This is a genomic window from Micromonospora sp. 15K316 (genome assembly GCF_004348525.1).
In the GTDB taxonomy this organism is placed as follows: Bacteria; Actinomycetota; Actinomycetes; order Mycobacteriales; family Micromonosporaceae; genus Micromonospora.
The window spans coordinates 1-22104 of record NZ_SMKG01000063.1 but is presented as its reverse complement, the minus strand read 5'-3'; the positions used below and the strand labels follow the sequence as shown (position 1 = coordinate 22104).

General features: G+C 73.9%; 14 protein-coding genes, 2 pseudogenes and 1 riboswitch. Of the genes and pseudogenes, 6 read left to right on the top strand and 10 right to left on the bottom strand.

Going from position 1 to position 22104, the window contains the following annotated elements; all coding sequences use genetic code 11:
* The first annotated feature begins 178 nt into the window (after positions 1-178).
* The 4 genes from E1211_RS14870 to E1211_RS14855 all read left to right on the top strand — a co-directional run bounded on the left by E1211_RS14870 (position 179) and on the right by E1211_RS14855 (position 5086).
* Positions 179-964, top strand: a complete 786-nt coding sequence (locus E1211_RS14870; RefSeq protein ID WP_132349412.1) for an ABC transporter ATP-binding protein — start codon at positions 179-181, stop codon at positions 962-964.
* Between the two features lie 2 nt (positions 965-966).
* Positions 967-1920, top strand: coding sequence for an LLM class F420-dependent oxidoreductase (locus E1211_RS14865; protein ID WP_132349423.1), 954 nt, complete (start codon positions 967-969; stop codon positions 1918-1920).
* A complete protein-coding gene (locus E1211_RS14860) occupies positions 1917-2216 on the top strand; it encodes a cupin (protein ID WP_132349410.1) in 300 nt (99 codons plus the stop codon). Before E1211_RS14865 ends, E1211_RS14860 begins: the two co-directional genes overlap by 4 nt.
* Before the next feature lie 77 nt (positions 2217-2293).
* The gene (locus E1211_RS14855; RefSeq protein WP_132349408.1) at positions 2294-5086 is read left to right on the top strand and encodes a hypothetical protein; all 2793 of its coding nucleotides are present in this window, start codon (positions 2294-2296) and stop codon (positions 5084-5086) included.
* A gap of 75 nt (positions 5087-5161) precedes the next feature.
* Here the strand turns inward: E1211_RS14855 and thiC are convergent, their stop codons facing one another.
* From thiC to thiE, 7 genes and pseudogenes are all read right to left on the bottom strand, one after another.
* A complete protein-coding gene (thiC, locus tag E1211_RS14850; RefSeq protein ID WP_132349406.1) occupies positions 5162-6754 on the bottom strand; it encodes a phosphomethylpyrimidine synthase ThiC in 1593 nt (530 codons plus the stop codon).
* Positions 6755-6771: 17 nt separating this feature from the next.
* The gene (gene thiD, locus E1211_RS14845) at positions 6772-7557 is read right to left on the bottom strand and encodes a bifunctional hydroxymethylpyrimidine kinase/phosphomethylpyrimidine kinase (protein WP_132349404.1); all 786 of its coding nucleotides are present in this window, start codon (positions 7555-7557) and stop codon (positions 6772-6774) included.
* 305 nt (positions 7558-7862) lie between these two features.
* Positions 7863-8456 (bottom strand): annotated as a pseudogene (locus tag E1211_RS14835) (thiamine phosphate synthase); the annotation flags it as partial.
* 71 nt (positions 8457-8527) lie between these two features.
* Positions 8528-9307 (bottom strand): thiazole synthase, encoded by a 780-nt coding sequence (locus E1211_RS14830; RefSeq protein WP_132349402.1) that lies wholly within the window; start codon positions 9305-9307, stop codon positions 8528-8530.
* Positions 9304-9504 (bottom strand): sulfur carrier protein ThiS, encoded by a 201-nt coding sequence (gene thiS / locus E1211_RS14825; RefSeq protein WP_132349400.1) that lies wholly within the window; start codon positions 9502-9504, stop codon positions 9304-9306. Before thiS ends, E1211_RS14830 begins: the two co-directional genes overlap by 4 nt.
* Before the next feature lie 221 nt (positions 9505-9725).
* Positions 9726-10886 (bottom strand): annotated as a pseudogene (gene thiO, locus E1211_RS14820) (glycine oxidase ThiO); the annotation flags it as partial.
* Positions 10880-11506: a thiamine phosphate synthase gene (thiE, locus tag E1211_RS14815; protein WP_132349398.1), complete on the bottom strand. Its 627-nt coding sequence runs from the start codon at positions 11504-11506 to the stop codon at positions 10880-10882. The pseudogene thiO and the gene thiE, both read right to left, overlap by 7 nt.
* Positions 11501-11609, bottom strand: a riboswitch (TPP riboswitch). (Overlaps the previous gene by 6 nt.)
* Before the next feature lie 296 nt (positions 11610-11905).
* Between thiE and E1211_RS14810 the strand changes: the two genes are divergently transcribed.
* Both E1211_RS14810 and E1211_RS14805 read left to right on the top strand, forming a co-directional pair.
* The gene (locus E1211_RS14810; protein ID WP_132349397.1) at positions 11906-17767 is read left to right on the top strand and encodes a ThuA domain-containing protein; all 5862 of its coding nucleotides are present in this window, start codon (positions 11906-11908) and stop codon (positions 17765-17767) included.
* A gap of 74 nt (positions 17768-17841) precedes the next feature.
* On the top strand, positions 17842-18381 hold the full coding sequence (locus tag E1211_RS14805; protein ID WP_132349396.1) for a hypothetical protein: 540 nt from the start codon (positions 17842-17844) through the stop codon (positions 18379-18381).
* Between the two features lie 87 nt (positions 18382-18468).
* Here the strand turns inward: E1211_RS14805 and E1211_RS14800 are convergent, their stop codons facing one another.
* The 3 genes from E1211_RS14800 to E1211_RS14790 all read right to left on the bottom strand — a co-directional run bounded on the left by E1211_RS14800 (position 18469) and on the right by E1211_RS14790 (position 21809).
* Positions 18469-19413, bottom strand: coding sequence for an aldo/keto reductase (locus tag E1211_RS14800; protein WP_132349421.1), 945 nt, complete (start codon positions 19411-19413; stop codon positions 18469-18471).
* A 69-nt stretch (positions 19414-19482) separates the two neighbouring features.
* Positions 19483-21162: an ABC-F family ATP-binding cassette domain-containing protein gene (locus E1211_RS14795; RefSeq protein ID WP_132349394.1), complete on the bottom strand. Its 1680-nt coding sequence runs from the start codon at positions 21160-21162 to the stop codon at positions 19483-19485.
* A gap of 41 nt (positions 21163-21203) precedes the next feature.
* Entirely contained in the window at positions 21204-21809 is a 606-nt protein-coding gene (locus E1211_RS14790; protein WP_132349392.1) for a class I SAM-dependent methyltransferase, read from the bottom strand.
* Between the last annotated feature and the right edge of the window lie 295 nt (positions 21810-22104).

The window sequence follows — 22104 nt, the reverse complement described above, 5'->3', positions numbered from 1 at the left end:
CACCGTCGAGAGGGGACTCTTCGCGGGCACAGCGTACGAGAATCCCACCTTTGCGTCGCCAGGCATGTCGTGTTGCGGTACGGAAACAAACTGGTGTCCACCCCGGACGGTGTCAGCGGCGGGTGAACCAGCTAGCCTGTGGCGGATTTCTGACCGTCCACTCAGGGAAGGGCCGGGGATGATCCGACTTTCCGGGGTGTCCCGCACGTTCGACGGCCGGGCCGGCCGGGTCGAGGCGTTGCGGGGCATCGACCTCGAGGTCGCCGAGGGCGAGTTCGTGGCGATTCTCGGCCGCTCCGGCTGCGGCAAGTCCACCCTGCTGCGGCTGGTCGCCGGCCTGCTCCCGGTCAGCGCCGGTGAGATCACCGTCGCCGGCGCACCGGTCGCCAAGCCGCGGCGGGACATCGCCATGCTGTTCCAGAAGCCGGCCCTCCTGCCCTGGCGCACGGTGCTCGACAACGTCCTGCTGCCGGTCGAGATCTTCGGCTGGAGCCGGGCGAAGTACCGCGAGCGTGCCCGGCAGCTGCTCGACCTGGCCGGGCTCGCCGGCTTCGAGAAGCGGCTGCCGCACGAGCTCTCCGGCGGCATGCAGCAGCGCGTCTCGCTCTGCCGGTCGCTGATCGGTGAGCCCCGCGTGATGCTCATGGACGAGCCGTTCTCCGCCCTGGACGCGCTCACCCGCGAGGAGCTCTCCGGCGAACTGCAGCGGGTGCACATGGAGAACGCGGCGACGATCGTCTTCGTCACCCACTCGATCGACGAGGCGGTGCTCCTCGCCGACCGGGTCGTCGTGCTCAGCCCCCGACCCGGTCGGATCCGCAAGATCGTCGACGTGGACATCCCCCGCCCGCGCACCCTGGGCCGCAACGCGCACCTGGCCGACGTCGCCCGGGTCAGCGCGGACCTCCACGAGCTGCTGATGGAGCGCGACCAGCCCGCCGCGGCCGGCGCGGAAGGGCGATGACCATGCGGGTGACCGTCTTCATCGAGCCGCACCGCGGCGCCAGCTACGACGACCAACTCCGCTTCGCCCAGGCCGTCGAGGCCTGCGGGTTCGAGGGTCTCCTCCGCGCCGACCACTACCGGTCCATGGGAGCGGACCCGGGCCTGCCCGGCCCGACGGACGCCTGGCTGACCCTGGCCGCCCTCGCCCGGGAGACCCGGCGGATCCGGCTCGGCACCCTGGTCACCTCGGCGACCTTCCGACTCCCCGGACCGCTCGCCGTGATGGTGGCCCAGGTGGACCAGATGAGCGGCGGCCGGGTCGAGCTGGGCATCGGCGCCGGCTGGTACGAGCGGGAACACACCGCGTACGGCATCCCGTTCCCGCCCGTCGGCGAGCGCTTCGACCGGCTGGCCGAGCAGCTCGAAGTGATCACCGGGCTCTGGCGCACACCGCTCGGCGACTCGTACAGCTTCACCGGCGACCACTACCGCCTGGTGGACGCCCCGGCCCTGCCCAAGCCGGTGCAGGTGCCCGGCCCACCCGTCATCCTGGGCGGACGCGGTCCGAAGCGGACCCCGGAGCTGGCCGCCCGCTACGGCCACGAGTTCAACATGCCCTTCAAGTCCGTCGAGGAGACCGCCGCGGCGTACGACCGGGTCCGCGAGGCGAGCGACCGGGTCGGCCGGGCGGAGTCCGGACGGCCGCCGCTGGTGCTCTCCGCGGGGATCGTGGTGGCGGTCGGCCGTACCGACGCGGAGGCGCAGCGGCGCGCCGCGCCGCTGCACGTGGCGAGCGCGCTGCCGCCGGAGGATTCGGTGGTCGGCTCCCCCGCCCAGCTGGTCGACCGGATCGGCGAGTTCGCCGCCATCGGGGCCAGCCGGGTGCACCTGCGGCTGATCGAACTCGACGACCTCGACCACCTGGAACTGATCGCGAGCGACGTGCTCCCACAGCTGGACGGAACGGACGGATGAGCGACGGCATCGAGCTGGGCCCGGTGGGCCAGGAGATCGTGTACGAGAACGACCGGGTCCGGGTCTGGCACATCCGGCTCGAACCGGGTGAGTCACAGCCCCTGCACCGGCACGACCACCCGTATCTGGTGGTGGCGATCCAGGGCGCGAAGAACGTGGTGCAGACGGTCGACGGCACCCGCATCGACGCGGACGAGCCGACCGGCGGGGTGGTCTACCGGGACCCGGGCGCGGTGCACATGCTGACCAACGTCGGGAACACGACTTATCTGGCCCGCCTGGTCGAACTCAAGTAGACACGCCGGTCAGCCACCGTCACGGCGCGCGGCGTGCCGGTGGCGATCCGGCGTACCAGGTGCGTAACGTGCCGGACATGGCCTTTCGGACCTGGGGCAGACTGCTGCTCACGGCGCTCGGGGTGAGCGTCATGGCCGGGGCGGGCCAGCTGGGCCTCGCGTACGGCCTCGGCATCGTCCGGCTCACCGGCGCCTTCAGCGGCGCGACCGTCAACCAGTGGCCGGCCCAGCTCGTCTGGGTCGGCTGGTTCGCCGCGAACGCCACGGTGGCCGGCGCGGTGCTCACCGAGCGTCTCGCCCGGCGCGACCCGGCGCCGGGCGGCACCGGCCGGGTCCTGGCCGTCGGCGCCGCCGCGGCGCTCGGCGCGTTCACCGTCGCACCGCTCTGCATGCAGCCCGCCCGGACGGTGGAGCTCGTCTCCGTCGACCCGGTCCTCGCGGTCGGCATCTGCGCCGTCCTCGGCGCGGTCGTCGGCGCCGGTGCGGCGATCGCCGTACTGCTGAACCCGCCGCTGGGGTGGAACGCGGCGGCGCTCGCCGGCGCGGTCTGGCTGCTCGCGCTCGCCTCCACGCTGCCGTCACTGGGTGCCACCGGCTCTCTGCGCACCGTCCGACTCGGCGTCCTCGAACCGGCCGGTCTGAACGTGGACGCGGCCCAGCGGCTGTCGCTCTTCCTGCTGCCGATCGTGGCGTTGCTCGCCGGGGCGGCGACCGCCGCGCTGGCTCGCTGGCGGGGTGCGGCCCCCCTGGTGGGCGGCGCGACCGGGCTGGCCGGCCCGGTGCTGGTCGCCTTCGCCTACCTCACCGCCGGTCCGGGCGACGAGATCGACCGCTACCAGGGCACGCCCTACTACGGCGCGCTGATCGCGGTCGGCGCCGGCGTGCTGGGCTCGGCCGCCGCCGCCCTGCTGCGCTGGCCGGTGCGTACGCACACCACCGGGGCGCACGCCCTCCCCGCCAAGGCCGGCCCGCGCCATCTGCCCGCCGACTCGACGCCGACCGCCGACGGTACGTCCGACCAGGCGGCCGCCGGTCCGGGCGCGACCCGGCCGATTGTCGCGTCGACGCTCGGCGGGCCGGACGAGACGGCCGGCCCGGACGAGACCGCCGGCCCGCCCGTTGTCACCGCGCACTCCGCCGCCCGGGCAGTCCTGGCGCCCTCGGCGAGCATGCAGGCCCACCGGGACGCCGGTGCGACCGTGGGCGAGGAGTCCGCGGTGGTGGGATCGCAGCGCGGCGGCGCGGAGCCGTTCGCCGCCCCCGACCGGCCGGCCCCGGCCGAGCCGGACGCCGCGGCACCGCCGGCCTCCGCCGCCGCGGCACCGCCGGTCTCGATTGCCGCGACGGCCCCGGCCGCTGTCGCTGCGACGGCCCCGGCCACGCCGCCGACGACGGAGGATGGGGCGTCCGAGGCCGCCGCCGTCGAGGTCGCGCCCTCGACCGGAACGGAGCCCGCCGACCAGCACGGCGTCGCCGCGCCCACCGAGGCACAGCCGACCGACCGACCGGCCGCCGAGCCGGCGCCCGCCGAGGCGCAGCCGGCCCCCGCCGCCCGCGCCGAGGCGCAGCCCACCGAGCCGGCGGGCGCGGCCGCGTCCACTGAGGCCCGGCCCACCGACCAGCGCGCCGCCGCCGCGCCCATCGAGGCGCAGGCCACCGAGGGAGCGGGTTCCGCCGCGCCTACCGAGGCCCAGCCCGGCGAGGGACCGGCCGACGAACCGTCCTCCCCCGGCGCGGAGTCCGACGAGGCGGCGGGGTCGGCGGATCGGCCGGCGGGTTCCGGGGGCACCGAGACGGTCCGGGCGCCGAAGCCTCGACGAGCCCGCAAGGCCCGGTCGACCTCGCCCGCCGCGACAGACCGGGATGGTGACCCAGCGTCGCGGGCCACGGAGGAGCACGGTGCCGCCGCGACCTCGAAGGCGTCCGAGCGGGTCGAGACCTCCACCGACGAGCCGGGGGTCGCCGCCGCACTCACCGCCCCGAGACTCGCCGGCGACGCGGCCGGCGCGGCGGCGGTGGCCGGCGACGCGGAGAAGCGGGTGACCAGCCGGCCGCTCCGCGACGAGGCGACGACCACCGTTACCCCGTCCGACGAGGAGACCGGGATCGTCGGCGGCTCGGCGACCGGCGAGGAGCCGGCGACGCCGGGCTCCCCGCCGCCGGGCGGCGACGGCCTCGCCCCGGCACCGGTCTCCTTCCTCCCCGAGCAGCCCGGAGCCCCGGCCGCTGACGCCGACCCCGCCGGAAGTCCGTCGCCGCGCGGCGACCACCCGTCCGGCGCGGACGCCTCGTCGATCGGTCGCCGGTTCGCCGACGCGCCGAAGGCGGCGACCGGGCCGCCGGCGGAGCAGGAAGCTTCCCGCAGCTGGCCGGTCGAGCCGCCTCGGCCGGCACCGCGGTACGCCCCCGCCGACGGTGTCGAGGCGGCTCACCCGCAGGTGCCGGAGCCGACGCCGGGCGCAGCCCAGCGGGCGCGGCACCGGGCTCCGCTGCCCGATCTCAACCGGGCGGCGAGCTGGGAGGCCCTGGCCGGCGCCCGGCGCGCCGGTCCGGTGCCGACCGACACGCCGGAGACGGGCGGCGGGGAGACGGGCGGCACGGAGACCCCGGAGGCGACCGGGGACGAGGCGGTCGGGAAGCCCCCCGCGCCCGAGCAGACCACGGGTCGGGGTCGGGGTCGGCTCGGGCTGTTCCGGCGTACCCGGACGCAGCCCGTCGGGGAGAGCCCGGCGGAGGAGCCGTTGCCGGCCCAGGACGAGGAGTACGTCGACTGGGTGGCCGGGCTGAGCCGGCCCGTGCAGGACAACGAGCCGGAGCGGGAGAGCGGCCGCCGCTCGCTGCGTTCGTCCGGCCGCCACCACCGCCGCTGAACCCGCCTCGGGTGCGGTGCTCGCCGGTACGGCAACCGCACCCGAGGCGGAACGCGACGGGCGCGCCCCAGCGGCTCAGGCCAGCGGCAGGTAGACCTGCCCGCCCGAGGAGACGAACTCCGCGGACTTGTCCTGCATGCCGCGGGCGGCGTACTCCTTGAGGTCCTGGGTGATCTTCATCGAGCAGAACTTCGGGCCGCACATCGAGCAGAAGTGCGCCGTCTTCGCCGGTTCGGCCGGCAGCGTCGCGTCGTGGTACGACCGCGCCGTCTCCGGGTCCAGCGCCAGGTTGAACTGGTCCTCCCAGCGGAACTCGAACCGCGCCTTGGAGAGCGCGTCGTCCCACGCCTGCGCGCCGGGGTGCCCCTTGGCCAGGTCGGCCGCGTGCGCCGCGATCTTGTACGCGATCACGCCGGCCTTCACGTCGTCCCGGTCCGGCAGCCCCAGGTGCTCCTTCGGGGTGACGTAGCAGAGCATGGCGGTACCGAACATGCCGATCATCGCGGCGCCGATGGCCGAGGTGATGTGGTCGTACGCGGGTGCGATGTCGGTGGTCAGCGGCCCGAGGGTGTAGAACGGGGCCTCGTGGCACCACTCCTGCTGGAGGTCCACGTTCTCCTTGATCTTGTGCATGGGCACGTGACCCGGGCCCTCGATCATCACCTGGACGTCGTACCGCCAGGCGACCTTCGTCAGCTCGCCGAGGGTCTTCAGCTCGGCGAACTGCGCCTCGTCGTTGGCGTCCGCGATCGAGCCGGGGCGCAGACCGTCACCGAGGGAGAAGGTCACGTCGTAGCGCGCGAGGATCCCGCAGAGCTCCTCGAAGTTCGTGTAGAGGAAGTTCTCCTCGTGGTGCGCCAGGCACCAGGCCGCCATGATCGAACCGCCGCGCGACACGATGCCGGTCACCCGGTCGACGGCCATCGGCACGTACGGCAGCAGCACCCCGGCGTGCACGGTCATGTAGTCCACGCCCTGCTCGGCCTGCTCGATCACGGTCTCCCGGAACACCTCCCAGGTGAGCTTCACCGGGTCGCCGCCGACCTTCTCCAGCGCCTGGTAGATCGGCACCGTGCCGATCGGCACCGGCGAGTTCCGCACGATCGCCTCGCGGGTCTCGTGGATCCGCTTGCCGGTGGAGAGGTCCATCACCGTGTCCGCGCCCCACCGGGTGGCCCAGGTCAGCTTCTCCACCTCCTCGGCGACGGACGAGCTGACGGCCGAGGTGCCGATGTTCGCGTTCACCTTGACCAGGAACGCCTTGCCGATGATGGCCGGCTCGCACTCCGGGTGGTTCACGTTGAGCGGCAGCACCGCGCGGCCGGCCGCGATCTCCTCGCGGACGAACTCCGGCGCCACCCCCTCCCGGATCGCCACGAACTCCATCTCCGGCGTCACGACGCCCGCCCGGGCGTACGCGAGCTGCGTCGGGCGGCGGCCGTCCAGGCCGGCGAGCGGGGTGCCGGCCCCCCGCACCGGGGCGACGTCTCCCCGCTCGGCGATCCACGGGCCGCGCAGCGGCGCGAGCCCGACCTCGGGCTCGGATCCCGGCCCGGAGGTGTCGTAGAGGCGTACCGGAGGGTTGTCCCCGGTCAGCGTCACCTCGGCGAACGGCACCCGGATCTCGGGCCGGGACCCTTCCACGTAAACCTTGCGTCGTGCCTGCATGACAGCCTCCCTGGTGGTCAAGCGGACCATCCGAAGTGGTCCAGCGGGCCGCGTCCAGCGCCCAACTCCCAGTGCCGCGCGCCGGTCAGCGCGCGGGTCACGTACTCCTTGGCGGCGGCGACCGCGGCCGGCACCGGGTCGCCCAGCGCGAGGCGGACGGCGATCGCGGCCGAGAACGAACAGCCGGTGCCGTGCGTGTGCCGGGTCTCCACCCGGGGCGCGCGCAGCAGCGTGCTGACGCCGCCGCCGTGCAGCACGTCGACCGCCTCCATGCCGTCGAGGTCACCGCCGGTGACCACCACGTGCGCCGGGCCGCCGGCGGCCAGCGCCTCCGCCGCGGCCACCATCTCCTTGACAGTGGTCACCGGGCGTCCGGTGATTGCCGCGGCCTCCGCGCAGTTCGGCGTCGCCACCTCGGCGTACGGCAGCAGCCGCTCGACTGCGGCGACCACGCCGAGCGAGTGCCCGCTGGTGGCGACGAGCACCGGGTCGACGACGAGGTGCGGCAGCCGGCCGGTCCGGGCCGCGGCGGCCACCGCGTCGGCGACGGCGGGGGTACCGAGCATGCCGGTCTTCGCCGCGCCCACTGTGAAGTCGGTCAGCACGCTCTCGATCTGCTCGGTGACGGTGGCCGGCGGCAGGGGCAGGACGGCGTCGACGCCCCGCGTGTTCTGCGCGGTCACCGCGGTGAGGACGCTCGTGCCGTACGCGCCGAGCGCCGCGAAGACCTTGAGGTCGGCCTGGATGCCCGCTCCCCCACCGGAGTCGGAGCCGGCGATGGTGAGGACTGTTCTCGGCGTCACTCGCTCGCTCCCGGAGTCGCTGTCGTAGTCGTGGCCGCTGTTGGGGGCTGCGGCCGATCGTGCCCACTCCGGGCGGTCAGGCTTGATCCCTCCGTGGGCGCGGTCGGCCGCAGCTCCGTCGCGGGGACCTCCGTCCTTCGGTGCCGGGTGGACGACACCGGGGTGACCGCCACGGCGGGGAGGCTTGTCGACTCTGTGACCGCCTCCTGTCGGGTTGCCTCGTCGAAGGCGTCGGTCAGCGGGGTGAACGCCTGGCTGGTCGCCTTGGCGAGGGCGGCGGCCGGCGAGGGCAGCGGCCGGCGGGTCGCCTCGTTGAAGGCGGCGGTCAGGGTGGCTGCTGTTTCCTGCGGGTCGTCGGCTCGCATGATCGCGCCGAGTACCGCCACGCCATCGGCTCCCGCCCGGAGGCAGGCGGTGACCTGATCGGCCGTTTCGATGCCACCGAGGGCGAGGGCCGGGACCGGGCTTCGGTCGATGAGCGCGGCGAGCCCCTGCGGGTGCAGGGGCGGGCCGTAGCCGGGTTTGGTCCGGGTCGGGTAGACGGGCGAGAGGGTCACGTAGTCCTCGGTGGTGAGCCGGGCCAGCTCCGCCTCGTCGTGGCAGGAGCGGCCCACCAGGCCGACGCGCGGCGGCGGGTACGGGCCGGCGGCGGGCAGGTGGACGGCGTCACCGTCGAGCGGGTCGGGCCCGGCGACGACCAGGGTGCCGCCGCCCTCCCTGAGGATCGCCCGCAGCTCGGCCGCGAGCGCGGCGCGCTCGGCGCGCGGCAGGTCCTTCTCCCGAAGCACCACCCAGCGCACTCCCCCGGCGACCGCCGCCGCGACCACCTCGCCGAGCGGTCGGCGCGCCACCCTCCGATCGGTGAGCAGCACGACTCCGGAGGGAAGCTCCGCTGAGATCTTGGAGCGAAACGGCTCCTGGAGGAACCTTTCCCGTCCAAGATCTGCCTGCCGCACCGGGCGCGGGCCGATCACAGCTCCGGCCGCCCTTCGTCCGGAGTGGAGGCGAGGGCGTGGTGCCGGCGGGGGATCCGACCCGCTCCCGCGGCCAACCGGCCGGCCTGCACCGCGTACCGCATGGCGGTGGCCATCGCCACCGGATCTGCGGCCCGGGTGACGGCGCTGGCCAGCATCACCGCGTCACAGCCGAGCTCCATCGCCAGCGCCGCCTCCGAGGCGGTGCCGATGCCGGCGTCCAGGATCACCGGCACCTCCACGGTCTGCCGGATCAGCCGGATGTGGTGCGGGTTGCTGATACCCAGCCCGGACCCGATCGGCGCGCCCGCGGGCATCACTCCGGCGCAGCCCACGTCCACGAGCCGCCGGGCGAGCACCGGATCGTCACTCGTGTACGGCAGCACGGTGAACCCGTCCGCGACCAGCTCCTCGGCGGCGCGCAGCAGCTCGACGCCGTCCGGGAGCAGCGTGCGCTCGTCGCCGATCACCTCCAGCTTGATCCAGTCGGTGTCGAAGGCGTCCCGGGCCAGCCGGGCCACCTTGACCGCCTCCACCGCCGTGTAGCAGCCCGCCGTGTTCGGCAGCAGCCGTACGCCGCACCGGTCCAGCAGGTCCAGCAGTCCGCCGCCCATGCCGGGGGCGGTGTCCACCCGCCGCAGGGCGAGCGTGACCAGTTCGGTGCCGGACGCGTGGATGGCCTCCTCCAGCACGTGCAGGTTCGCCGCGCCACCGGTGCCGAGGATCAGGCGCGAGGTGAACTCGACCCCGCCGAGTCGGAACGTCACCGCGCTCACCCGCCCTGGGCGGCGCTGAGTACCTCTACCCGGTCCCCGTCGCGCAGCGCGGTCTCCGGCCAGCCCGTCCGGGGCACCACCTCGCCGTTGACCGCGACCGCCACTCCGCGCTGTTGCGGAGCGACCTCGCGGACCAGGTCGGCCACCGTCACACCGCCGGGCACGGTCCGCCCGGCACCGTTCACCGTCAGTTCCACGGGTCCTCCTCGCCAGTCCGGACAGTTACGTCGTCGCCTCCGGCCACCGCTGCCGCATCTCCTCCGGCCCCACCGGCCGCCGCCCCGGAGGCCACCGCCCGGGGAGCCGCCGCCCGGGGAGCCGCCGCCCGGGGAGCCGCCGCCCGGGGAGCCACTGCCCCGGAGGCCGCCCAGCCAGGGACCGCCGCCCCGGAGGCCGCCGATCCGGAGCCCGCCACCGCGGAAGCCGCCGAGCCCGAGGCTGCCGGCGCGCCGGTCGCCCCCGTACCGGGCGGACTGGTGAACCGGTCCGGCCGGAAGGGGGCGAGCAACGGATCGGGCCGGCCGGTGGTCACGAGGTCGGCGATCAGGTCGGCGGTCACCGGGGTGAGCACGATGCCGTGCCGGTGGTGCCCGGCGGCCACCAGCACGCCCGGCCGACCCGGCAGCTCACCGAGGATCGGGGCGTTGTCCGGGGTGCCGGGACGCAGCCCGGCGGCCGTCTCGACCAGGTCGTACTCGGCCAGCTCCGGCACCAGGTCCACGGCGGCGCGGAGCAGGCGGAGCACCGCCCCGGCGGAGACGTCGGTGTCCCGGCGCTCCTCGACGGTGGCGCCCACCACCACCTCGCCACCGGATCGGGGCACCAGGTAGACCTGCTCGCCGTCGGCGTACCCCCGGATGACGTGCCGGAAGCCCGGCGCGGCGCCACCGGGCGCGCGGAGCCGGAGCACCTGCCCCTTGACCGGGCGGATCGGCAGCCCGGTGAGCGCGGCGGCGCCGCAGCCGGCCGCCACCACGGTGACGGCGGCGTCCAGGTCGGAGAGCGTGCCGACCGGTCCGGGCACGAGCACGGCCCCGGCCCGCTCGGCGGCGGTGCGCAGCGCGGGCACCAGCAGCCGCGGGTCGACCTGGTGGTCGGTCGCGGCGAGCGCGCCGCCGCGCACCCTGGGGGCGAGCGCCGGCTCGCGGTCCCGCAGCTGCGAGGGGCGCAGCGGGGTCACCGGCAGGCCGATCTCCTGCTGGTACGCCCAGAGCCGCCGCGCCTCGGCCAGGTCGTCGGCGGTCAGCCCGACCAGCAGGGTGCCCTCGGTGCGGTAGCCGAGTTCGACGCCGGACGCCTCGGTCAGCTCGGCCGCGAACGCGGGCCAGCGGGCGGCCGACTCCACCAGCAGCCCGGTCAGTTCGCGCTCGCCGAAGTACGCCTCGGCGACCGGGGCGAGCATGCCGGCGGCGACCGCCGAGGCCCCCGAGCCCGGGGCGGGGTCGTGCACGGTCACCCGTAGCCCGCGGGCGGCGCAGCGCCAGGCGACGGCGAGACCGATCGGTCCCGCCCCCACCACCGCCACGTCCGCCCGGGCCACGTCGCCGGCTCGAGTCGACGTGGACCGGGCGCTCAGCACGTCAGTGCCGCGATCAGCTCGGTGGTGGCGCGGGCCGGGTCGGCCGCCCCGGAGAGCGCACCGACCACCGCCACTCCGTACGCCCCGGCGGCTCGTAGCGCCGGCACGCCGCTCGCGGTCACGCCGCCGATGGCGATCACGGGTACGTCGACCGCCTCGGCGACCGCCCGTACGCCGTCCACGCCGATCGGTGGGGGCAACCCCTCCTTCGTGACAGTGGGGTGGCAGGGGCCGACCCCGAGGTAGCCGGCCCCGGCGGCGACCGCCTCGGCGGCGGTGCCCGGTTCACGGGCGGTGGCGCCGAGCACGGCGGCCGGGCCGAGCACGCGGCGGGCCGCGTCGACGGGCAGGTCGTCCGCGCCGACGTGCCCACCGGCCGCGCCGACCGCGAGCGCCACGTGCAGCCGGTCGTTGACCAGGCAGGTCGCCCCGTACGGCGCGCAGAGCGTGACGACCCGGCGGGCCAGGTCGTACGCCTCCCGGTCGGTGGCGGAGTCCTCGACCCGGACCTGCACGACGAGGTCCGCGCGGGCCGCGGTGAGGGCGGCCCGGACCACGGTGAGCGGATCGCGCCCGGGTCGGGTGTCGGTGATGAGATGCAATCGTCCCAGGGACGGCACGGCAACACTCCTCCCTGCGCCGGCATTACCCGGATCAGGTTCGACGGTCGGGGGCTGACAGCCCCCCTCTCAGCCCGGTCCACCGGGCTCCCGTGGGTCACTTGCTCGGTCACCGTACGACAGACCCGACGGCCCTGCCAAGGGTGAGGCCGGCAACAGCGGCGGCGGATCGTGCGCCGGGCGCTTCATGCGGTCCTGTTCGGAATGTCGCCCGCTGTTGCGAAACCGTTACCGGTTGGCATCTTGCCGGACACGCATCAACCGGAATTAATTTGTTCAGCGATTCGACAAAAATGTCGGCGCGGACGCCATGGCCCGGCGCCCGCGCCGGCCCACCCGGGACGGTCTTCGGCGAGCCGGCCCCCGCGATCCCCTGTCCACCGCGACATAGGAGGCGGCGTGTCCCGCACTCGTCGTGCCCGCTCACCCATCACCGCGACCCTGCTCTCCCTCGCCCTCACCTCGACGGCCCTGCTGGGCACGTCGACCGCGCAGGCGGCACCGACCGCCGGCCCGACCACGACACGAGCCGCTCAGGCCGCCCCGCCGGCCGCCGCGGCCGCGCCGGTGACCCAGGCGCTCCCCGGGGCGGCGCCCGCCGCCGACGAGCCCTTCTCCGTGCTGGTCTTCTCGAAGACGGCCGGGTTCCGGCACGACTCGATCCCCACCGGCATCGCCGCCATCCAGCAGCTCGGCGCGGAGCACGGCTTCACCGTCGACACCACCGAGGACGGCGGCGCGTTCACCGACGCCAACCTCGCGAAGTACCAGGCGGTCATCTGGCTCTCCACCACGGGCGACGTCCTCGACGGCGACCAGCAGGCGGCCTTCGAGCGCTACGTCCGGGCCGGCGGCGGCTACGTCGGCATCCACGCCGCGTCGGACACCGAGTACAGCTGGGGCTGGTACGGCGACCTGGTCGGCGCGTACTTCGCCAGCCACCCGGCGAACCAGCAGGCCACGGTCAAGGTGGAGGACCACGCCCACCCGTCCACGAGTGAGCTGCCGGAGCGCTGGTCCCGCTTCGACGAGTGGTACAACTACCAGTCCAACCCGCGCCCCGACGTGCACGTGCTGGCCAGCCTGGACGAGCGGAGCTACTCCCCGGGCGCGGGCGCGATGGGTGCCGACCACCCGATCGCCTGGTGCCAGGACTTCGACGGCGGCCGGTCGTGGTACACCGGCGGCGGTCACACCCGCGAGTCGTACGCCGAGCCGGAGTTCCTCACCCACCTGCTCGGCGGCATCCGCACCGCGGCGGGAGTGGCCGGCGCCGACTGCGGCGCCTCGAAGACCGCCAGCTTCGAGAAGGTCACGCTGGACAGCAACACCAGCAACCCGATGGAGCTGGACGTGGCCCCGGACGGCCGGGTCTTCTACGTCGAGCGTGACGGCCGGGTGCAGATCGTCAAGCCGGACACCGGCAACACGGTGACCGCTGTCGACCTGGACGTCTTCACCGGCAACGAGGACGGCCTGATCGGCATCCGCCTCGACCCGGACTTCGCCACCAACAACTGGGTGTACCTCTACTACGCCCCGAACGACGGGATCGCGCGCAACCTGCTGTCCCGGTTCACGGTGACCGGCGACACCATCGACCCGGCCAGCGAGAAGCAGGTGCTCCGGGTCGACACCCAGCGCAACACCTGCTGCCACGCCGGCGGCAGCATGGCCTTCGACGGGGCCGGCAACCTCTACCTGGCCACCGGTGACAACACCAACCCGTTCGAGTCCGACGCGTTCACCCCGATCGACGAGCGGCCGGGCCGCCAGGACTACGACGCGCAGCGCACCTCCGGCAACACCAACGACCTGCGCGGCAAGGTGCTCCGGATCCACCCGGAGGACGACGGGACGTACACCGTCCCGGCCGGGAACCTCTTCGCGCCGGGCACCGAGCGGACCCGGCCGGAGATCTTCGCGATGGGCTTCCGCAACCCGTTCCGGATCGGCGTGGACCCGGGCACCGACACCCTCTACGTCGGCGACTACGGGCCGGACGCCGGTTCCGCCAACCCGAACCGTGGCCCGGAGGGCACAGTCGAGTGGAACATCGTCGGCACCGCCGGCAACTACGGCTGGCCGTACTGCACCGGGGCGAACTACGCCTACAACGACTACCAGTTCCCCGCCGGGCCGAGCGGGCCGAAGTTCGACTGCGTGGCGCCGGTGAACAACTCGCCGAACAACACCGGCCTCACCGACCTTCCGCCGGCCGTCCCGGCCACCGTCGACTACGACTACAGCGGCAACCCGCTCTTCCCCGAGATCGGGGGCGGCGGCGCGCCGATGGGCGGCCCGGTCTACCGGTACGACGCGGAGCTGAACTCGGACCGGAAGTGGCCGGCGTACTACGACGGCAAGGCGCTCTTCGGCGAGTGGAACCAGTCGAAGATGTACACGATGCAGGTGACCGCCGACGGCAAGTCGCTGGTGGACATCAACCAGCTCCTCACCGGCATGAGCCTGATCCGGCCGATGGACTTCGAGTTCGGCCCGGACGGCGCGCTCTACCTCATCGAGTGGGGCAGCGGCTTCGGCGGCAACAACGACAACTCCGGCGTCTACCGGATCGACTACGTCGCCGGTGACCGGGCCCCGATCGCGGTGGCGAGCGGCGCACCGACCTCCGGGCCGGCGCCGCTGACCGTCGCCTTCTCCAGCGCCGGTTCCCGCGACCCGGACGGCGGCACGCTCAGCTACGCGTGGGCCTTCGGCGACGGGCAGACCAGCACCGAGGCGAACCCGACGCACACCTACGCCGAGGCCGGGTCGTACACGGCGCAACTCACCGTCACCAACCCGAAGGGGCGTACGGCGGTGGCCAACGTACCGGTCACCGTGGGCAACACCGCCCCGACCGTGAAGATCGAGTTCCCGCCGGACGGAGGCTTCTTCGACTGGGGTGACCAGGTCCGCTACACGGTCAAGGTGACCGACCCGGAGGACGGCGAGATCGACTGCGACCGGGTCCGGCTCCAGGTGCTGCTCGGCCACGACGAGCACGCCCACCCGCTGGAGCAGCACACCGGCTGCACCGGGGTCGTCCAGACGTCGCTGGCCTCCGGGCACGGCGCCGAGGCGAACGTCTTCGCCGTCTTCGAGGCGACCTACACCGACCTCGGTGGCGCCGGAGGCGCCGGCCCGCTCACCGGCCGGGCCATCGAGCAGCTCCAGCCGAAGCGGAAGCAGGCCGAGTACTTCACCGCCACCGGCCGGGCGCCGGGCAGCACCGGCGGCGGAGACCCGGGCGTGCAGCGTGAGACCACCGGCGACACCGCCGGCGGCGGCCAGAACATCGGGTTCATCGAGGACGGCGACTGGTGGTCGGTCTCCCCGGCGGACCTGACCAACATCACGTCGATCCGGTTCCGGGTCGCCTCGGACGTCAACGGCGGGCGGATCGACGTCCGCGCCGGCACTGTCGACGGGCCGCTGGTGGCGCAGGCCACCGTGCCCGGCACCGGCGACTGGCAGACGTACACGGACGTGACCGCGCCGGTGACCGGCCCGGCCACGGGCACCCTCTTCTTCATCGCGAAGGACCCGGGCGGCGGCGCCGGCTCCCTGATGAACGTCAACTGGATGGACTTCGTCGGGCGGGGGGTCACCGAGAACGCGCCGCCGGTCGTCACCGCCACCGCGACCCCGACCGTCGGCACCGCGCCGCTCGCCGTCGCCTTCGACGGCACGGCCACCGACGCCGAGGGGGACACCCCGCTGACGTACGCCTGGGACTTCGGTGACGGGGGCGCGGCGGACACTCTGGACGCGAGCCACACCTACACCGCCCCGGGCACGTTCACGGCGACCCTCACGGTGACCGACAGCAGAGGGGCCAAGGCGTACGCCACAGTGCCGGTGCGGATCGAGGCGCCGAACACGTCCTGCTTCGGGGCGCGCTCGGACGACTTCACCGGCACCGGCCTCGACAAGGCGCGGTGGAGCGTGGTGCGGGAGAACCAGCTCTACTCGGTCTCCGACGGCGCGCTACGGCTGCCCACCGCGGTGGGTGACCTCTACGGGGCGCGCAACGACGCGACGAACCTGGTGCTCCAGCCAGCGCCGTCCGGGCCGTGGCAGGCGACCACCCGGGTCACCCTGCCGGTGACGGCCAACTACCAGCAGGCCGGCCTGCTGGTGTACGGCGACGACGAGAACTACGCCAAGCTGGACCTGCTCTACTCGGGCAGCCGGCGGGTGGAGTTCATCCGGGAGACCGCCGGCGCGCCGCGCAACGAGGCGGCCGACAGCGTCGCCGCACCGGCCGGTGACACGTTCTACCTGCGCCTGAACAGCGACGGGACGAACCTGACCGCGGCCGTGTCGGCCGACGGGCAGACCTTCTCCCCGGTCGGCCGGGCCGCCGCGCTCGCCGGCATCACCAACCCGCGGATCGGCCTCTTCGCCCTCAACGGCGGCACGGACGCTCCGGTGGTGGAGGCCGCGTTCGACTGGTTCCAGGTCTCGCCGGACGAGCCGGCCGGGCCGGTCGACCCGTCGGACGAGTTCACCGGTGACACGCTGGACAAGTGCCGGTGGAACGCGATCCTGCGGGAGGACGCGACGGGCTACCGGGTGACCGGTGGCGCGCTGCGGGTCGACGTGCCCAACGGCGACATCTACGGCACCGGCAACACCGGGCCGGCGAACTTCATCCTGCAGACCGCGCCGGCCGGCGACTGGACCCTGGAGACGAAGGTCGACGGCAGCCAGCTGAACGAGCAGTACCAGCAGGCCGGCCTGCTGGTGCATGTCGACGACGACAACTACCTGAAGTTCGACTACATCGCGGACAACCAGCCCGGCCAGCCGGTGACGCGGCGGATCGAGTTCCGCAGCGAGATCGGCGGGACGGTGCAGAACCCGCAGCCGGAGGCGGCGAACCTGACCGGGTCGGTGTGGTACCTGCGCCTGGCCCGCAGCGGTGACACCTTCACCGCGTCGTACTCGGCCGACGGGACGACCTGGACGGCGTTGACCGCGTTGACCAACAGCGCGGTCGGGGCCACCCCGAAGGTGGGCCTGTTCACCCTCGGGGCCAACCAGACCGCCTCGAAGACCGCCGTGTTCGACTACTTCCGCCTCAGCACCGAGGTCGCCGACGAGACGGCTCCGGAGACGGCGGCCACCGTCACGGGCACCCCCGTCGAGGGCTGGCACACCGGGCCGGTGACGGTCACCCTGGCCGCCACCGACGAGAGCGGCGGCAGCGGCCTGGCCGGCACCGAGTACCAGCTGGACGGTGCGCAGTCCTGGACGGCGTACACCGGGCCGGTCCCGGTGAGCGGCGACGGCGAGCACGAACTGCGGTTCCGCTCGACCGACAAGGCGGGCAACGTGGAGTCGACGAAGACCGTCGCCGTGAAGATCGACGCCACGGCGCCGGTGACCTCGGCGACGTTCGCTCCGGCGAACGACGAGGGCTGGCACGACGGGACCATCCCGGTCGTGCTGACCTCGACCGACGCCGGATCCGGCGTGAAGACGGTCGAGTGGTCGCTCGACGGTGGCGCGTGGACGCCGTACTCGGCACCGGTCGAGGTGACCGGTGACGGCGAGCACGAGCTGCTGTTCCGGTCCACGGACAGCGCGGGCAACGCGGAGACGCTCAAGTCGGCGGTGCTGCGCATCGACGGCACCAAACCGACGCTGCTGGTCTCCGGGCTCGCCGACGGTCAGCTCTACGGCGACAGCCAGGACGTCCGGGTGTCCTGGCAGGCGGTGGACCCGACCTCGGGCATCGCGAGCGTGACCGGCGAGCTGGACGGCCGGCCGTACGCGAGCGGCACGCTGCAGGCGATGTACGAGCTCCCGCTCGGCCTGCACGAGCTGACCGTGACCGCGACCGACAAGGCGGGGAACGAGACCACCTCGGAGGTCCGGTTCTTCGTCACCACCTCGTTCCGGGACATGCAGAACCTGCTGGACCGGTTCAAGGCGACCAGCCGGCTCTCGGCCAAGGCGCACAAGCAGCTGACGGAGAAGCTCGACGCCGCCCGCAAGGCCGAGGCCGCCGGCAACGACAACAAGGCGATCAAGCAGTTGACCGCCTTCCGCGGGATCGCCGCCGACGCCACCCTCGTGGCCGAGGCGGAGGTCCGGGACGTCCTGGTCCGGGACGCCGACGCCATGATCGTCCGGCTCGGCGGCGCGGCCAGCAAGGCCGGGGTGAAGGCCAACGACGGCGAACCCGTCGCCGGCGCCGGACGGTTGGGCGGCGACGCCACCCGGCTCGCCCCGGGCCGCCGGCTCTGATCCGACGGCGGCCCCTCTCCGGCGCACCCGCGTCGGGGAGGGGCCGCCCCCGTACCCGCAGTGAGGAGAGGTCCGTGACGCGTACCTGGAAGGCGCTCGCCGCCCTGCTCGCCGCAGTGGCCCTGGTTCTCCTGACCGCGGCGCCGGTCGCGGCGCACGGCGGGAAGCTGAAACTGACGGTGGCCGGTGACGGGGCCGACGGTGTCACCGTGCAGGCCCTGTACGCCGACGGCCACCGGCTGGACACGCTGGTGCGGCTCACCCTGACCGCCGTCGGCCCCGACGGGCAGCGCGTCGGGCCGTTGCAGCTGGAACCGGCGACCGAAGGCCAGGGCTTCTACGCCACCGGTCCGATCCTCTCCCCCGGCCGCTGGCGGGTGACGGTCAGCGCCCCCGCGCCGCACCCGAGCGAAGCCACCGCCCAGGTGCAGGCCCGGCCCGCCCAGTCGCCCCCGGTCGCGGTGACCGGGCCCGCGAGCGCGACCCGGGCGCGCGGAGACGACGGGGGCGCCCGGTGGTGGCCGGTCGCGGCGGCCGCTCTCGTGCTCGCCGCCCTGGCGGTGGCCCTGCCCATGCTGCTCACCCGGCGCCGCCGGTCGACGCCGGACCAGTGATCGACTCGACATCCGTGAAGTCGGGGTGACCCGGACCCTCGGTCGCCCCGACTTCAGGAAGAGCGAGTGGATCTGACCGCCGCGGGGTCAGAGGATCTCGCGCAGGGCGTCCAGGTCCTCGTCGGTCGGCTGCCAGGAACCGGCCGCGGCGTTGGCGCGCACCTGCTCGGGCGTGGTCGCCCCGGCGATCACCGAGGTCACCGCCGGCTGGGCGGCCAGCCCGCCGATGGCCACCTGGAGCATGCTGAGCCCCCGCTCGTCCGCGTACCGGCCGATCGCCTCGATGAGGTCCCAGTTCGCCGCGGCGAACCGGGCGGCGTACCGGCCACCGCCGGCGAGCCGGCTGCCTGCGGGCGGTGCCTCGCCCCGCCGGTACTTGCCGGTGAGCAGGCCGTTGGCGAGCGGGAAGAACGGCAGCATCCCCAGCCCGAAGCGCTCGCAGGCCGGGATCACCTCGGTCTCGACCGAGCGTTCCACCAGGCTGTAGTGGTTCTGCGCGCTGATGAACCGGGACCGGCCGTTGGAGGTGGCCACCCAGTCGGCGTCGGCGATCTGCCAGCCGGTGAAGTTGGAGTTGCCCAGGTAACGCACCTTGCCGGCCCGGACCAGGTCGTCCAGCGCGGCGAGGGTCTCGTCGATCGGCGTGCCCGGATCCGGCTCGTGCATCTGGTACAGGTCGATGTAGTCGGTGCCGAGGCGGCGCAGCGACGCCTCGACGGCCCGGGCGACGTAGCGCCGGGCGCCGCGCGCGCCGTGGTCGGGGCCGTTCAGGCCGTTCATGTTCATGCCGAACTTGGTAGCCACCACCACGTCGTCCCGGCGGCCCTTCAGGGCCTGCCCGAGCGCTTCCTCGGAGCCGCCCTGCGGCTCACCGTAGATGTCCGCGGTGTCGAAGAAGTTGATCCCGGCGTCCAGGGCGGCGTCCACGACGGCGCGGGTGCCGTCGAGGTCGATGTTGCGGCCGAAGTTGTTGCCGCCGATACCGACGACGGACACCACGAGCCCGGAGTCGCCCAGCCGGCGGTAGGTCATCTCAGTCACGAGATCGACTCTATGCCTGCGCTCCGGCGCGTGGGTGGGCGGTCGGCAGCCGACGGCCGCTCACTTCACGTCCCACACCGGCTCGGGCGTCTCCACCACCTCGCCGTCGCCCCGGAACAGCACGAACCGGTCGAAGGTACGGGTGAACCAGCGGTCGTGGGTCACCGCGAGCACCGTCCCGTCGAAGGCGTTCAAGCCGGCCTCCAGCGCCTCGGCGCTGGCCAGGTCGAGGTTGTCGGTCGGCTCGTCGAGCAGCAGCAGGGTCGCCCCGGACAGCTCCAGCAACAGCACCAGGAACCGCGCCTGCTGCCCGCCGGAGAGGGTGCCGAACCGCTGGTCGCCCTGCCCCGCCAGCTCGTACCGGGACAGCGACGCCATGGCCGCGTGCCGATCCATCCCGGCCCGGTGCTCGTCGCCGCGCCAGAGGATCTCGACGAGCGTCTTCGCCATCAGCTCCGGCCGGTCGTGCGTCTGCGAGAAGTGCCCCGGCCGGACGCGCGCGCCGAGCCGGGCCACCCCGTCGTGGGCCACCGGCGCGAGCGTGAGCCCGGCGTCGACCGGGCCGTTCGCCGGATCCGGGTCGGTGCCGCCGCGGGCCAGCAGCCGCAGGAAGTGCGACTTGCCGGTGCCGTTCGCGCCGAGCACCGCGACCCGGTCGCCGTACCAGATCTCCAGGTCGAACGGGTAGGTGAGGCCGTCGAGCTCCAGCTGCTCGCAGACGATCGCGCGCTTGCCGGTGCGCCCGCCGGTCAGCCGCATCCGGATGTCCTGGTCCTTCGGCGGTACGGGCGGCGGCCCGGCCTCCTCGAACTTGCGCAGCCGGGTCTGTGCCGCCTGGTAGCGGGAGGCCATCCCGTCGTTGTACGCGGCCTTCTGCTTGTACATCAGCATCAGCTCGCGCAGCTTCTGGTGCTCCTCGTCCCAGCGCTTGCGCAGCTCGTCCAGGCGGGCGTGCCGGGCGACCCGCGCCTCGTGCCAACTGGCGAAGCCACCCGGGTGCACCCAGGCGCTGCCGCCCTCCACGGCGACCACCCGGTCGGCCGTACGCGCCAGCAGCTCCCGGTCGTGCGAGACGTAGAGCACCGACTTCACCGACTCGCGCAGCCGCCCCTCCAGCCAGCGTTTGCCCGGCACGTCGAGGAAGTTGTCCGGCTCGTCCAGGAGCAGCACCTCGTCCGGTCCGCGCAGCAGCAGCTCCAGCGCGAAACGCTTCTGCTGCCCGCCGGAGAGCGTCCGGACCGGACGTTCCCGGGCACGGTCCCAGGGCAGGTCGAGCACGATGGTGGCGACGGTGTCGAAGAGCACCTCGGCGTCGTACCCGCCGACCTCGCCCCAGGCCGCGAGCGCGTCCGCGTACGCCAGCTGCGCCTTGCCCGCGGCGGTGCTGTACTTGCCGCGCACCTCGGCCTCCCGCATGGTCGCCTCGGTGTCGGCGAGCCGGCGGCCGGCGGCGCGCAGGGCGGGCGGAGCGAGCGAGAGCGCCAGGTCGGCGAGGGTCGACTCGTCCCCGATCATGCCGATGAACTGCCGCATGACGCCGAGCCCGCCGGTACGCGCGATGGCGCCGGTCGGCACCGGCAGGTCGCCGGCGACCATTCGGAGCAGCGTCGTCTTGCCCGCGCCGTTCGGTCCGACGAGTGCCACCTTCGCGCCCTCACCGACCCGGAAGGACACGTCGGTGAAGAGCTCCCGGCCGTCGGGGAGGATGTGCCCGACCGCAGCCACGTCCACGTAACCCACGCCGGGATCCTGCCGCAACCTACCCGGCGCGGTACATCCAATTACCGGCCGACGCGCAGGACGCGGAAGCCCTTCTGGCTGGCGTGCCGGTCGACCTGCCAGCCCTGGTCGACGAGCCAGCGGTGCAGCGAGTCGCCGCCGAGGTGGCGGGCGACGACCAGCCAGGCGACGCCGTCGGGGGCGAGCCGGGGCAGCCAACGCCGCAGCAGCTCGTGCAGCTCGTCCTTGCCGATCCGGATCGGCGGGTTGGACCAGAGCTGGGTGAAGCGCAGGTCGGCCGGTACGTCGTCCGGGGCGCGTACCCGCACCCGGTCCGCCGCGCCGACCCGCCGCGCGTTCGCGGCGGTGAGTTCCCGGGCCCGCTCGTTGACGTCGACGGCCCACACGGTCGCCGACGGCGCGTTGTCGGCCAGCACGCAGCTGATCGGCCCGAACCCGCAACCCAGGTCGAGCAGGTCACCGGTGGTGCCGGCGGAGGGCAGTTCGGCTTTGCGCAGCAGCACGGCGGTGCCGGGGTCGAGCCGATCGGCGGAGAAGACCCCGCCGGCGGACCCGAGCGTGTAGTCGCGGCCGGCCACGGTGAACTCGACCTCGCGCGGGCGCGCGGCGGTCGTGGGTTCCGGGGTGAAGTAGTGGTCGCCGGTCACGCCGGCAATTCTCGCACCGGCCCGGGTCCGGCCCGCGACCCCCTCGTGGCCGCGCGGATCCGGACGGGTCGCGTTCGGCGTTACGAACCGCGTCGGTTCGGCGTTGTGAAAGTGGCCCGTGAGCAGCGCGCGCAGTTTTCCGTAATTACCACCTAAAGGGACAATTACTCCTACGCTTGGCGACATGGTGTATCGGTACGAGTTCGATGAGGACGCTTTCGTGGACGACCCGGAGCACGGGTCCGATTCCATGCTCGGCGCCGGTCCGCCTCCGCCGGCCGGGCCCTCCCCGTCC

Bases quoted from the DNA above. Each gene is read 5' to 3' on its own strand.
- E1211_RS14870 (WP_132349412.1), top strand. From the start codon at position 179: ATGATCCGACTTTCCGGGGTGTCCCGCACGTTCGACGGCCGGGCCGGC.
- E1211_RS14865 (WP_132349423.1), top strand. From the start codon at position 967: ATGCGGGTGACCGTCTTCATCGAGCCGCACCGCGGCGCCAGCTACGAC.
- E1211_RS14860 (WP_132349410.1), top strand. From the start codon at position 1,917: ATGAGCGACGGCATCGAGCTGGGCCCGGTGGGCCAGGAGATCGTGTAC.
- E1211_RS14855 (WP_132349408.1), top strand. From the start codon at position 2,294: ATGGCCTTTCGGACCTGGGGCAGACTGCTGCTCACGGCGCTCGGGGTG.
- thiC (WP_132349406.1), bottom strand. From the start codon at position 6,754: ATGCAGGCACGACGCAAGGTTTACGTGGAAGGGTCCCGGCCCGAGATC.
- E1211_RS14800 (WP_132349421.1), bottom strand. From the start codon at position 19,413: ATGACCTACCGCCGGCTGGGCGACTCCGGGCTCGTGGTGTCCGTCGTC.